The sequence below is a fragment of the uncultured Tessaracoccus sp. genome, assembly GCF_947255005.1.
Classification (GTDB): Bacteria; Actinomycetota; Actinomycetes; order Propionibacteriales; family Propionibacteriaceae; genus Arachnia.
The window spans coordinates 1-13,738 of sequence record NZ_CAMYFI010000015.1 but is presented as its reverse complement, the minus strand read 5'-3'; the positions used below and the strand labels follow the sequence as shown (position 1 = coordinate 13,738).

Annotated in this window: 10 protein-coding genes; 6 read left to right on the top strand and 4 right to left on the bottom strand. The window is 65.0% G+C overall.

What is annotated here, in order from left to right:
* Positions 1-24: 24 nt before the first annotated feature.
* The 6 genes from Q0X61_RS05100 (at position 25) to Q0X61_RS05075 (ending at position 9,945) form a co-directional block, all read left to right on the top strand.
* Positions 25-1,722, top strand: a complete 1,698-nt coding sequence (locus Q0X61_RS05100) for a DUF6049 family protein (RefSeq protein ID WP_297741000.1) — start codon at positions 25-27, stop codon at positions 1,720-1,722.
* Positions 1,706-5,275 (top strand): murein biosynthesis integral membrane protein MurJ, encoded by a 3,570-nt coding sequence (gene murJ, locus Q0X61_RS05095; protein WP_297740998.1) that lies wholly within the window; start codon positions 1,706-1,708, stop codon positions 5,273-5,275. The genes Q0X61_RS05100 and murJ overlap by 17 nt, the downstream gene beginning before the upstream one ends.
* 162 nt (positions 5,276-5,437) lie before the next feature.
* Positions 5,438-6,139, top strand: coding sequence for a FadR/GntR family transcriptional regulator (locus Q0X61_RS05090; protein WP_297740996.1), 702 nt, complete (start codon positions 5,438-5,440; stop codon positions 6,137-6,139).
* A 119-nt stretch (positions 6,140-6,258) separates the two neighbouring features.
* On the top strand, positions 6,259-7,692 hold the full coding sequence (locus tag Q0X61_RS05085; protein ID WP_297740994.1) for a four-carbon acid sugar kinase family protein: 1,434 nt from the start codon (positions 6,259-6,261) through the stop codon (positions 7,690-7,692).
* 23 nt (positions 7,693-7,715) lie between these two features.
* A complete protein-coding gene (locus Q0X61_RS05080) occupies positions 7,716-8,597 on the top strand; it encodes an NAD(P)-dependent oxidoreductase (protein WP_297740992.1) in 882 nt (293 codons plus the stop codon).
* 1 nt (position 8,598) lies between these two features.
* Complete coding sequence (locus tag Q0X61_RS05075) at positions 8,599-9,945, top strand: GntP family transporter (protein WP_297740990.1); 1,347 nt, start codon at positions 8,599-8,601, stop codon at positions 9,943-9,945.
* Positions 9,946-10,083: 138 nt separating this feature from the next.
* Here the strand turns inward: Q0X61_RS05075 and Q0X61_RS05070 are convergent, their stop codons facing one another.
* From Q0X61_RS05070 to Q0X61_RS05055, 4 genes are all read right to left on the bottom strand, one after another.
* Positions 10,084-11,268: a hypothetical protein gene (locus Q0X61_RS05070; protein ID WP_297740989.1), complete on the bottom strand. Its 1,185-nt coding sequence runs from the start codon at positions 11,266-11,268 to the stop codon at positions 10,084-10,086.
* Position 11,269: 1 nt separating this feature from the next.
* Entirely contained in the window at positions 11,270-12,100 is an 831-nt protein-coding gene (locus Q0X61_RS05065) for a hypothetical protein (protein WP_297740987.1), read from the bottom strand.
* Positions 12,097-12,777 carry a hypothetical protein gene (locus tag Q0X61_RS05060; RefSeq protein ID WP_297740985.1) on the bottom strand — a complete coding sequence of 227 codons (681 nt, stop codon included), beginning with the start codon at positions 12,775-12,777 and terminating at the stop codon, positions 12,097-12,099. Before Q0X61_RS05060 ends, Q0X61_RS05065 begins: the two co-directional genes overlap by 4 nt.
* Positions 12,778-12,942: 165 nt before the next feature.
* Positions 12,943-13,738, bottom strand: a 796-nt coding sequence (locus Q0X61_RS05055) for a hypothetical protein (RefSeq protein WP_297740983.1), incomplete at its 5' end; no start/stop codon positions are given.

The following is a 13,738-nucleotide window of genomic DNA, read 5'->3' as shown; positions in this document are numbered from 1 at the left end:
CCACCTCGCGTCTACGATGGAACGGTGACCCGCACCCAATCCACGCTCTGCGTCCTGTTGGTGCTGGCCCTGGCGCTCGTCGGGATCAGCCCGGCACGCGCCGACGACGCACCCACCGTGCAGGTTGCGGTGACGTCGGTATCTCCGGAGCGCATCGACCCCGCCGCGCCGAGCCAGCAGGTCACGGTGGAGGGCGCCGTCACGAACATCAGCAGCCAGCCGCTGTTTTGGATGGATGCGCAGCTGTGGCACTACGACGGTGCGCTCACTTCCTTCGATCTCATCGACGCCGCCATCGACGCCGACGCAGACGCCCCGGTGGGCGTGCGCCACGTTCCCGGTCAGCCCCTCGCCCAAGGGCAGCCTCTCGCCCCTGGGGCCCGAACGACGTTCAAGCTCACCGTGCCCGCTGCGTCGCTGAGGGCGGCGGAGGGCGATCTCGCGAGCCTCGTCGGCGTGCACATCCAGGCCGCGACCTCGGCCGAAGGCACCCGCGAAACGGTGGGGCGCACGCGCATCCTCCTCCCCCACTCGTCGAAGCCGTTCGAGGTGCTCAACCTTAATGTGATCGCCGCGCCGCCAGGCATCCGTCCAGGTTCGAGCACGGTGACTCCTGAGCTGCAGGACGCGATCAACGGGTACCTCTCCGAGGCGTTGACAGCCTCATTCACCGAGGGCGTCACCACAGCGCTCGACCCGGCTGTCTACACCGCCGCGCAGTTCATGGCGACGCGCAACACCCAGCCAAGCGAGAAGGCCGCGGCCTTCGTGGAGCGCATCGACGAGTTGCTCGCCGAGGGGCGGCTGTGGCTGCTACCTCCCGGCAACCCGAACCTCGCACGCATGCCGAAGGAACTGCGCAGCAAGGTGGCGGGCTGGTCCGCCGAGCTCGCACCGGAACCGCTGAAAAAGGCGCCGTCGGCCGTGTTGACCCCCGACGTGCAACTCGTCCCTGAGGGGTTCGACCACGTCATCACCTACGGCGTCCACGACCAGCATGTTCGCTACTTCCACGTCGCGTCCGACGCCCGCCCCGCCGTGCTCGACGACCTCCCCGCACCGCAGGCGCAGGGCACACTGCCACCCACAGGCGGGGCGTGGGAGCACGTGGACCACGAGTTGCACGTCGCGGAGGTTCGCGCCGGGATGCGTAACGCGCTCACCTCCGGGCCCGACGGCAACCAGCCCACCGACGTGCGTCTGGCGTTCTTGGCTGCCTACAGCCTGGCGTTCAGCACCGAGGACGACGCTCTGGCGTACCTCGCCACGGTGCCCGAGGTGCGCTTCGATCCGAACAGCCTTGCGCTGACCGCGTCGCCGTCGTTCGTCATGGGCGAGCGTACGAGCGAGTTTCCCGTCACCATCTCGAATCCGATGCAGGTGCCGGTGTGGGTGCGCGTCACCTTCACTTCAGACAATCCGCAGCGCATCACCGTGCCGGCTACCGACGTGATCCGCGTCGGCGGCGGCGAATCGCAAACGCTGCGGGTGAAGCCGGCTGCCTCGTCGAATGGCGTTACCACCGTGCACGCACAGCTCGTGACCGTCGGCGGCACCCCCGCCTCCTCGCCGACGGACATCGAAATCACGAGCACCGAGTTTGGGCGCGTCGGCTGGATCATCATCATCATCTCCGGTGCAGTGGTGTTGGCTGGCACCGTGTGGCGCATTCGCTCGGTGCAGCGGGAACGTTCCAAGGAGTCCAGTGAGTCAGGTCAGTAGTACCAAGAAGCTGCTTTCAGCGAGCGCCGTGATGGCCTCCGGCACGCTGATTTCGCGTGCGCTCGGGATGCTCCGGGTGGTGCTGATCGCGTTCATCCTCGGTAACGGCACCCGCCAGGCTGACATCTTGTCGATTGCGACGATGGTGCCCAACGCCCTCTACATTCTTTTCGCCGGCGGCGCGCTGAACACCGTGCTCGTCCCGCAGATTGTGCGCGCGATAAAGCACGACGAGGACGGCGGCGAGGCCTTCACGAACCGCATCATGACGGCCTTCATGCTGATCGTCGGTGCCGTCACCGTGGTGGCGGTGCTGTGCGCACCGCTCATCACGATGCTGTACTCCGACGCGGCGTGGCGCCAACCGGGGCTGGCCGAGCAGTACGCGTCGATGGTGGCGCTCACCTACCTCACGCTGCCGCAGATTTTCTTCTACGGCGCCTTCTTCCTGCTTTCGCAGATCCTCAATGCGCGCGACAAGTTCGGCCCCATGATGTGGGCGCCCATCGCGAACAATGTCATCTCCATCTGCGTGTTGAGCACGTACTTCTTCGTGTGGGGCAACGACGGCGATAAGTCGGCCGCGTTCACCACCCCGCAGATTCTGGTGCTCGGCATCGGGGCCACGCTCGGCATCGCGACGCAGACCCTCGTGCTGTTGCCATTCCTCAAGCGGGTCGACTTCAAGCTGCGCCCCCGCTTCGATCTCAAGGGCACCGGCCTGCGCCACACCTTCTCCCTCACGAAGTGGACGCTTGGCTTCGTCGCGGTGAACCAGCTGGCGCTCATCGTCGTGAACCGACTCGCCACGACGGCGACGGCCGGCGGTGCGGGTGCGGGCGTGAACGTCTACTCAACCGCGCACCTGCTGTGGATCCTGCCGCACTCCCTGGTGACGACATCGCTCGCCACCGCGATGCTGTCCAACGCGTCGCGATTGGCTGCCGACGGTGACCGCGCCGGCGTCGCTGCCGAGATGACGAAGACCGCCCGCCTGGCGCTGATCTTCCTGGTACCCGCGACGGCGATGTTCTTGTCGATGTCGCAGCCGGTGGGCAACATCCTGTTCGGCCACGGCCAGGGCGCGGCAGACGTGGCCTGGGTTGGGCAAACGCTGACGATGTTCGCCATCGGGCTCATCCCCTTCACCGTGCAGTTCCTCTGCCTGCGCACCTACTACGCGCTCGAAGACACCCGCACGCCGTTCCTGCTGCAAATTGGCATCGCGACGGTGAACGCGCTGGGTGCCGTCTTGCTGGTGTGGCTCGCAGCGAACCCGGCTCGCGTCGCGCCGATGCTGGCGCTCAGCTACTCGATCGCGTACTTCTTCGGCGTCTTCGTCTCGTGGCGGGTGCTCATGGGCAAGCTGCCCGATCTCGACGGTGGCGCGCTGCTGATGCACATCGTCCGCCTGCTCTTGGGCGCCGCGCCCGGCGCGGTGCTGGCCTGGCTCTTCCAGCGCTGGTTCCGCGGGCGGATGGCTGCGCCCGGCACCAGCCCAGGGGCTGCCACGGTGCCGTTTTGGGCAGACCTCGTCGCCCTCGTCGTCGGGGCGGTGTTCGTGCTTACCGCGACGGTGCTCGTCGGGAAGGCCCTCAAGATTCGGGAGCTGCGCAGACTGTCGCAGCTGCTGCAGCGCAGGCGCGGCGGGGGCACCGCGACGAAACCCGAGGCATCACCCGACGTGACCATGCCCGCCCGCGCGGCAGCCACCACGGCGGCCGCGGAGTTGGGAGTCGACGATCAGGGCCTCGTCGAGATGACGCTGACGAACCTGCACTTCACGCAGCCTGCGCGCGCCGTGGAAGACGAGAACGCTGAGGCGCCTGACCATGTGGCCTCCGAGCGCGTGGCCCCGACGCCGGGTAGGCAGATGAGCGCGGCCCAGTCCGCGGATATCGGCGAGGCGTCCCAATTGGAAGCTGCGGAGTCAGCCACCGATAAGCCGGCGGGTGGCACGTCGGACACGGAGCCGCGGCTGGCAGTCAACCCGATTGGGCGCACCGGCGATGTGCTGGGGATGCGGTACGCGCTGCTGGAGTGCCAGGTGCAGCGCAGACGGTCTGAGACGTGGATCGCCCACGACCAGGTGCTCGACCGCGATGTCATCGCACACGTCATGGCCAAAGACAACCCCGGCGCCGAGGCCCTCCTCAACGCCGCGCGACGAGGCGCCGTCGCAACCGATTCGCGGTTCCTGCGCGTGCTCGACGTGGCCCGCAGCGAGGACGAGACGCGCGTCGGCGTGTACGCCATCTGCGAGTACGCGGAGGGCAACACGCTCAGCTCGCTGCTCAACGCGGAGCCGATGTCGCCGAAGGAGGGCGCGCACATCGCGCGCGAGGTGGCCGATGCGCTCGGCACCTTGCATGTGCAAGGACTGTTCCACGAACGCATTGACCCCGACCACATCCTCATCACGCAAAGCGGGGCGGTGCGGATCGTCGGTTTTGGCACGGCCTCCGTACTCGAAGGCGTCGACCAGGAGCGGCCGTGGAGCCAGCGGGAGGCCGCCGACGTGATGGCGCTCGCAGAGGTGCTGCGCGCAACGCAGACGAACCGTTGGTCGCCATCAACCGACGACCGCGCCGACGGGTACCCGCTGTGCGAAGTGTGGCAGGGCGTGTTCGACGGCCGGATTGGCACCATGGATGCCCTGGTGGGGGCACTACCAAACCAGGACGCGAGCCAGCAGCTGGAAGCCAAGATGGGGCTCTCCAGCCGGGCGCGAGTGCTACCGCTGGTGGTGGGCGCATCGGCCGCCGTGCCCAGCGAGGATGTCGCACGGGCGGAATCAACCGACATGATTCGCCCGGCCCAGGGTGAGCCGAGCCAGTCCGGCGCGCTCACGGCGCCCCCCGTCCTAGGTGACGAGGCACCGTCGGAGGCGGGCGCGAAGCGCACCCCCGTCGTGCTCACGAAACGTCGGGCGGCGCTCATGCTGGTGGCCATGCTGGTGGGGCTCGCGCTGTTGGTGTGGCTAGCCATCGCGGCGCTGCGCGGCAGCAGCCAGCCTGCGGCCACCTCGACGGCGACCAGCAGCGCTGCTGTCTCGACGGACCCGAACGCCACGAGTGCGGGTGGAGCGATCACCGTCGCTGCGGTCAAGGACTTCGACCCGAGCGGCGACAACGGCAACGACGAGGAGTTCCCCGACAAGGTGGGCAACGTCGTTGACGGCGATACTGTCACCTCGTGGACGACGATGCGCTACCTCAACCGCCCGACGTTTGGCGGGTTGAAGCCAGGGGTCGGGCTGGTGCTCGACCTGGGTGCGCCGCACGAGGTGGGGAGCGTCGACATCACCTTCGTCGGCGCTGGTCCCACGAAGGTGGAGCTGCGAGCGCCGAAGGGCGAGCAGGCCTCGATGAAGACGGTGGATGACTGGAAGGTGGTCGCCAAGAACCAGGCCATCGCTCCCGGCAAAGGCACGATCACGCCCGATTCCAAGCTCACTACGCGCTACGTGCTCGTCTACCTCACGGAGCTGCCGGCTGTGGACGGCGGTTTCCAAGGTGAGATCGCCGATATCACCGTGCAACCGCCGCGCTGAGCGCTCGGGGTCGCAGGGCTCCCGAAGAGCAACTGCAAAACTCGCCAACAGTTGCACGCCTCATGCGTGATTCAGCGAGGAGCGACGCGACTAGTGGCGAGTTTTGCAGTTCGATTGGGTCTGCCTCTGCCCTACAATCGGCTACCGAAGTGGGAGGTGCACATGGCCAGAGCACGGTTAGCCGACGAAGCCGTGGACGCTATCCTCGACCGAATTGTCGACGGCACCTGGGCTCCGGGAAGCGCGCTCCCTCCTGAAACAGAATTGGCAGCGATCCTCACAGTGTCTCGACCCACGATGCGAGAGGCGGTCCGCGCACTCGGAGAGCGAGGTGTGCTGCGTGTCGTGCACGGTAGGGGCACCTACGTAGCTGAGATGGCATCGTGGTCGGATCTACCAACCATCATCGATGTCCTTGCCCGCACTACCCCACCACGCCAGCTCGGCGAGCAACTCACACAGCTGCGTAGGATGATCGAAGTAGGCGCCGCTGGGCTGGCAGCAGTCCAGCGCAGTGATGATGATCTCGATCGATTGGCGCGCTGCCTTGATGAATACGACGACGCAGCGCGGGCAGGCGACATCGACACCATCGTGCAAAGCGACCTTGATTTCCACCGCCAGATCCTCGTCGCTTCTGGAAATCCTCTACTCGCACCGGTGATGTCAGCACTCGATCATGCCGCTCGTCGGTCTCGACGCATCACGTCGGAGCAAAGCGACGTGCGCGAGCGCGCTCGAACACACCACCGAGCTATCCTGACAGCCATTTCCGACGGTGATGCCACCCGTGCCAAGGAAGCAATGCGGGCGCATATGACTCAAACGGCCGAGGACCTGGCTCGCTTTGCAGATCAGGGCTGACCGACACAACTTCTAGACGCAGCACGACCTTCGAGTTCTTGAGAATCTCTTGCGCAGCCGAGCGCCAGCAGCTAACCTCGAACTCAAGACCTCTGAGGTCTGACCACAAAGGAGTGACTATGGCTTTGACCCTTGCCGAGCTCGTGGCCGGGAAACCCGGTCCGGTAGATATTTCCGCGAAGGACGTCAGGCGTGCCCGCTTGCAGGCAGATGACACCACCGTCTACGTCGTGCTCGACGACGACCCCACGGGCACCCAGTCAGTAGCAGGCTTGCCTGTGCTCACGCATTGGGAGGTGGAGGACTTTCGGTGGGCTTTCGCCACGGGGAAGCCTGCCATCTATGTGATGACTAATTCTCGCTCGCTGAGCCCGTCAGATGCGCAACGCGTCAACAGGGAAGTGGTGGCTGCTGCCACTCAGGCTGCTGGCGACGATATTCCCATCGCGTTCATTTCCCGCTCGGACTCCACGCTGCGCGGGCACTTCCCCCTCGAACCCGCCACCATCTCAGATGAGTTGGAACAAGCAGGCAGACGCGTAGACGGCATCGTCATCGTCCCTGCTTTCGGAGACGCTGGGCGTATCACCATCGATGGCATCCACTATGCAGGGTCAGCAGAAGAGGGGTACCTTCCAGTCGGGGAAACTCAGTTCGCACAAGATGCCACGTTCTCCTATTCCGCTTCTTCTCTCCCCGATTGGGTGCAAGAGAAGACAGGCGGGCAGGTCGCCTCTCGTGATGTTCTCCTCGTGGATCTGGCAACGCTGCGTACCAATCACAAGGATGTCGTGGCGATCCTGCGCAAGGCCGAGAATAGGCAGCCGATCGTCGTCGACATCGTGGAAGAGACCGACCTGCGACTGCTGGCGCTCGCGCTCATCGAGGCTGAGAGCGCTGGATCTTGCTTCGTGTACCGCGTCGGGCCCCCGTTTGTTCGTAGCCGCATCGGGCAGGCAGTCCCCTCCCCAGTCCCCCTCGACGAAGTACGCGCATCGCGTGGCGAGCGGGAGGTGGCAGCCGGTGGGCTCATCGTGGTGGGCAGCCACGTCGACCTCACCACACGTCAGCTAGACCACCTGCGTGAGCGCAATCATCCCGTGGAACTGGAACTCGACGTGCGGAAGGTCATCGACCCGGATCAACGAGACGCCCACGTCGCCTCGTTAGCGTCCGATGCCGTCAACCAGCTGAAGCAAGGCAACGTCGTGGTGCGCACGTCGCGAACTCTCGTGACGGGCATAGACGGCGACCAATCCCTCGATATCTCCCGGCGAGTATCAGCAGCGGTCGTCGAAGTGGTGCAACGAATCCTGGCTGAACTCGCGCCGAGGTTCGTGATCGCAAAGGGTGGCATCACATCATCAGACGTCGCCACTCACGGGCTGGGATTTCGACGCGCACAGGTGGTCGGTCCCATGCTGCCCGGCATCGTCTCGCTGTGGTCCGGCCAAGATGGGCCAGCCGCAGGAATCCCCTATGTCGTCTTCGCCGGCAACGTGGGCGGTGTTGAGTCACTCGCGGACGTCGTCGACAAACTTTCTGAAGCCTAAACAACACCCGAAAGGAACCAACCATGAACATCGCTGTTCTCGGACTTGGAGCCATGGGACTACCCATGGCCACCTGGCTTTCGCAATCGTTCTCCGTCATCGCATTCGACGTGGCTGAGGCGCGCGTGGCGTTGGCACAGCAGGCCGATATCGATTGTCATCCCTCTGCACGCGAAGCCGCTGACGGTGCTGACGTCGTGCTCGTCGCGGTACGCAACCAAGCCCAACTCGAGGATCTGCTCTACGGCACCGACGGTATCTGCGCTGTTCTGAAGGCGGGTGCATCGATCATCCTCACCTCCACCGTAGGGATCACGGCAGTGGAAAGTGTCGCTGATCGGCTTGGCCGCGACGGTATCGGCCTCGCCGATGCGCCTGTCTCAGGCGGTCCGCTGCGGGCTAGCAGGGGAGAACTCCTCGTGACTGTCGGAGCTACTCCCGACGTGTACGAACGCTGCCTACCCGTGCTGGAAGCCATGGCATCCAACCTCGTTTGGGTGGGAGAGACGCCCGGCAAGGGTCAGTGCATGAAAACGGTCAACCAGCTTCTGTGCGGTGTGCACATTGCCGCTGCGGGTGAGGCGTTAGCCCTCGCTGGCGAGCTCGGCCTTGATCAAGATAAGGCGCTCGAGGCACTCATGTCTGGCGCAGCTGCATCCTTTATGCTCGGTGATCGTGGTCCGCGTGCTATTCAGGCGTACGACGGCGAGACTCCCGAGGTGAAGTCACGCGTCGACATCTTCGTAAAGGACATGGGCATCGTCACCTCGGCAGCCAAAGCCGTCGGTATGCCGGTTCCCGTCGCCGCGGCGGCCGAGCAGCTCTACTTGCAGGCCTTCGCCCAGGGCCGTGGGGCAGATGATGACTCCAGCGTCATCAATGTTGTGAAACCTCAGCGAGACTGACATGTCTGCTCCTGCTCTACTCGGAATCGCGATCGGCGCGATTGCGCTACTGCTTCTCCTCGTTATTCGGGTCAGGATGTCGGCGTTTGTCGCAATGCTGCTCGTATCGTTCGGTACGGCGATCGCGGCGGGTATCCCCATCGCAAACGTCATCCCGACGATGACGGAAGGCATGGGTAAGACTCTATCGTCGGTGATGATCGTCGTCGGGTTGGGCGCGATGTTGGGGCGCCTCATTGAAGCTGCTGGCGGCGCCGACGCTTTGGCGCAGCGCTTTTCCGCGGCGCTGGGAACAAAACGTGTTGTGGCTGCTGTGACTGCCGCCGCTTTCGTTTTGGGAATCCCCGTCTTCTTCGATGTTGGATTCATTATTCTTGCACCTATCGTGTTTGGTTTCGCCCGCATGGCGAAGATCAATCCCGTACGTATCGGCCTACCCGTTGCTGGTGCGATGCTCACCGTTCATGTCGCGTTGCCCCCACACCCTGGACCCGTAGCAGCTGCTGGCATCACGGGTGCAGACCCTGGCCTCTTGTTGCTGATTGGCCTTCCCATCACAGCGACGACGGTCGTCGTCGGCTACTCCGCCTCGAAACGAGTGGACCCCCAGAAAGTCACCCTTCTGGAATCTCCAGCAACCGTTTCCGTTCGTACTGACGACACAGGACGAACGCCACTCAGTGCTGGGGTGGTGGTGGCGTTGATCTTGTTGCCCATCATCCAGATCATGGTGGGAACGGTCGGCTCGATGACGCTCGAGGGGGACACCTTCGCCCATCGGCTAGTTTCCATGGTGGGAGCCTCACCCCTAGCACTGCTCACTGCTGTGCTCGTGGCGTATCTCGTCGTGGGGCATCAGCAAGGTTGGTCACTCGAGAAGCGCGGAAGTGTTCTCGATTCGGCTTTGCCGGACGTCGCTGTGATCGTCTTTGTCACCGGCGCTGGTGGAGTGTTCGCCAATGTGCTGGTGACTTCGGGCATCGGGAAGGCCTTCTCCGACGTACTCATCAGCATCCACATGCCCATCATTCTGGCTGGGTTCCTCATCTCACTGGCCCTGCGTGCATCGCAAGGCTCGGCCACAGTTGCAATCCTGACCGCTGCCGGGCTCCTGGCTCAGCCCATCGCAGATGCCGGATACTCCAACCTGCAGATGACCTTGGTCACGCTCGCCATCTGCTTCGGCGGTCTCGGTCTGTCGCACATCAACGACTCCGGGTTCTGGATCGTCACGAAATACATGGGACTCAGCGTGAAGGATGGGTTGAAGACCTGGACGGTACTGTCCACAGTCTTCGGACTGACCGGATTCTTGCTGACCTGGGGGGCCTTCGCGTTGGTCTCCTGACCTACTCTTCCGACGAAGAACTGCAAAACTCGACACTAGCTGCGTCGCTCCACGCTGAATCGCGCATGAGGCGTGCAGCTAGTGTCGAGTTTTGCAGTTCGATTGCGTCTGCCTCCCGGAGCTGAGAGGCGAGCGGAATCAGAAGCGAGGGCGGTCCCAGGTGGTGTTGAAACTGCCGTGGTGGGGCACGTCGGAGAGCATCTCGCGGCGATTTGAGCTGGGGGCTTGCTGTTGCGCCTGGCCCGCCTGTGCCCCACCTCTCTCGTCAGCACCGCCGGAGCCCGGTTCGGGCGCCTCGCCGCCGCTCGCCTCGGCTTCGCGGGCTGCGGGGGCCACGTCGGAGGAGAGCCAGCCGACGAGCTTCCTCGCCGTGTCCCCAGGCTGCAGCCCGGCTTTGCTCGTTCCCGACGGCCACTGCTCACCAAGCACGGCTGTGAGGGAGCGGATATCGTCGACGAATCCGGCGACGTGGTCGGTGCCCTCGGCGGAGATATCGAGCGCATCGGGCAGCAACTCGGTGTTGCAGCGTTCGATGGCGCGCTCGAATTGCTGCACCCGGCGGAACAACTGCCCTGGGAAGCCCGGCTGCGTGGAGGTGGCCTGCTGCAGCGTGGTGCGCAGCACGTCATGCACGGCGATGAGCACCGCCCGGTTCAGTGTGCTGATCACGTCGTACGCGTCCGCCATGGCGCGCGGCAGATGCTGGTACTCCTCGTTCGCCGCCACCTGCACGTCGGCCATCTCGCGGTAGGTCATGGCCGCCGGGCCGCTCCACCCCTCCACGCGCGTGAGCGTGGGCAACGTGGGCGCTACCCGCTCCACCACGTCGGCGGTCTCCGACCACGCCTGCGCCGTCTCCCCCACTTCCTCAGGCACATTCAGGTGGATGGTGACTTCTTCCTCGATGCGACGGCGCACCTCGGCCATCGTGCTCCGAGCGCGCTGCCTAACCTCGTCGGAGAGTTGCGTGAAGAGCCGCTGCTCGGGCAGGAACGAGCGCATGTCTCCCATCAACGCCTGCAGCACCGTAAAGAAATCGTCAAAGTCGCGGGCGTCGGCGGCCAAAGCCTCCTCGAGCGCCGCTTCGAGCTGCTCGACGACGCCCATCATCTGCCGGTACTCGCGGGTCTGCAGCGACGCCTCGCCCACGCTCAGCCGCTGCATGTAGCCGTCGAGCGTCTCCTCGAGCCCTTCAGCGTACCGCTCCACGGCCTGCTGCATGGTCTCAGTTTCCGCTTCTTGTGTGGCGTCGGGGGCACCTGCCGACGGGCACCCGACGCCGGTTCTCGTCGCGACGGCTCTGGAGAGTTGCACTGCAGTCATATCAGCCTTCCTGCTTCCCGGCCGTAGCAACGGCGACGTCCTCGGACTCCTCGTAGGCACGCACCGAGCTCACCATCGAGTGGCTGATGGAGAGGAATTCGCGCGCCGCCTCGTGCCCCCAACGCTGAGCGGCCGACGCGAGCCCGTCGGTGGACACCCTGGCCTTCTCCGCAAACCCGAGGCTCACAGGTGCCGGCATGCGCGACGACGCGTGCCCGTAGGAGTCCGCCACCTGCGCCCACAGCTCGGCCACCTGCGCCATCTTTCCCTGCTCGACGGTGAACCCGTCGCGGTTGACCTCGTCACCCTCCCCGGTGGGGGCGTTCGCTTCGCGTGTGCGTTCGGGCTCGGTGTGCTCGGCCGCCTCATCTCCGACGCTATCCCCGCCCTCCGGCAGGGCGTCGTCGCCGGCGGCCATGGGCCCGCCACCAGCAGGCATCCCGCCGCCCGGCACCCCGCCGCCGGGCATCCCCTCGCCGGCGTTCTCGGGCTTGATTTCCTTCGCCGAGGTGAGCGTTCCCGCTTGTCGGGGCGCGTAGTTCGACGGCGCACCGCCAGCCGGTGCGGGGCCCGTCGATCCCCCAAGACCGCCGCCTCCACCACCGGAGCCGTTCCCGCCACCCCGGCCGCCCATGCCGCCCATCATCATCGGGGGCATCATGCCGGGGCCGCCGCCCATCGCGCCGGGGCCGCCCCCCGCGTTGGGGGTCAGCAGCCCTTCGCGCAGCTCGGCAGAGCCGAGCAGGTCGTCGCTTTCGGCTGCGACTCCGCTGAACTTCGACTCTAACGCGCGCCGGGCGAGTTCCCTCCAGATTTCGCTCAGTTCGCTCACGCTTGCTCCTCACGTTGTGGGCTGAGTAACCGTCGGAACCCGGCCATCAGCACCTCATGTTCGAGGCGAAAGCGGTCGAGTTCGCGTTGCTTGTGGTTCGTGGTGGGGACGAACGCCTGGTACGCCTTCATCGTGGCCCCGTACACGGCGCTGCAAATCGATCCGACCTGCACCTCTTCGAGCCATTCCTCGTCGAACTGCACCCGCGCCGGATGCCCCGCGCGGTTCAGCATTACCACCGCCCCGGTGTACTCCCCCGTCGCTTCGGGCGGGTCTTCCGGGAGGTGCGCGGCCTCATCGATGGCGCGTTGCCACGCCGCGGAGTGATCGTGCAGCATGGCCGCGTACGCGTCGACGGCGGCGGCACTCAGCGGGGGAAGATGCAGCGTGAGCCCCGAGGTGTCGAGCTTCGCGTCTTCCTCCTCGACGAGCGCAGCCGAGGACAGCAAGAAGGCCTCTTCGAAGGCCTGCGCCAGTGTTTGGCCGGGCTCCAGCTTGTCGAACCAGGTCGGGAAGACTCGCACCGTCTTCAACCGCCCTTGCTCGAACCACAGTTTGACGACGCCGCCACCAGCGAAACCTCCGGTGCCGAGCTCCTCCTCCAACGGCACATCAGATTCCCCGCTAGGAGGTGGAGCGAGCGGGTCGTATTCGTCGTCAAACAAATCTTCGGACACGTCGTTCAGTATTCCAGCGAAGGGGATCACTTCGACGGGTTGGAGCGCCGCACCTCTGGCATCTCCGAGACAAACACCGACGGTGGGGCCACCTTGTCAGGCATCCCCACCGTGCGTGTGAAGGTCGACCCCTAGCTACCCTCTGCCTAGACCATCAGGATGAATCTAGGCCCCTTCCGTTTGAGGGGCCATCGGCGCACCCATGTCAATCTCCGGCGCCGGGACGCCCTCCTGCCCGTGCTGCGAAGAGCCGCTGGGCCAGCCGGAGTGCAACACTCTCGCCGAGGATTCGATTTCCTCCAACTGTCGTTGCAGGTTAGCCGCAGAAACATCAGCCAGCTTGAGCACATGCCCCAGCAGGGTTGCCAGCTGAGCGAGCACCGCGCCGCAGCGCCCTGTATTCACGTAGAAGCGCCCTTCGGTGACACCATTGCGTTGCCGCATGCGCCCCAGCGCGGTCTCGATGTTCGAGTTCGCGCCCGACAACACGCCGTAGTTAATACTCTCGGCGAAGTGGAGCGCCTGACACACTTCCTTTGCCCGCGGGAACAGTTCCTTACACGCCTCCACCTGCACCTGCGTCATCTTGAGGTATTCCTGGCTGGCCGGCCCGTGCCAATTCGGAATGTGACCGTACTGCGGGATCGGGTCGATGATGGCCTTCAAGTCCTGCGCATGAGCGCTCCAGTCGTGGAAGTCTCCGCTCAGCTTCTGAGGGACGTCGAGAAACTTCTCAAAATTCTTAACCTGGCCCTCGACCCTCTCCAAGGCCCCGTAGGCCTTCGTAACAATATTGCGGCAGTCTTGCAGGAATTTGGCGCGAATGAACTCAGAGCCAGGCGCGAACCCGCCTGCCATCATCACTATCCGCAAAAAACGAGCGACTTCCTGTTCGTCCAACGCCACGGCGGCGTCGAGGCTCGTGCGCAGCGCCTTCGCGTTCAAGGGAAGGCGCTTGTAC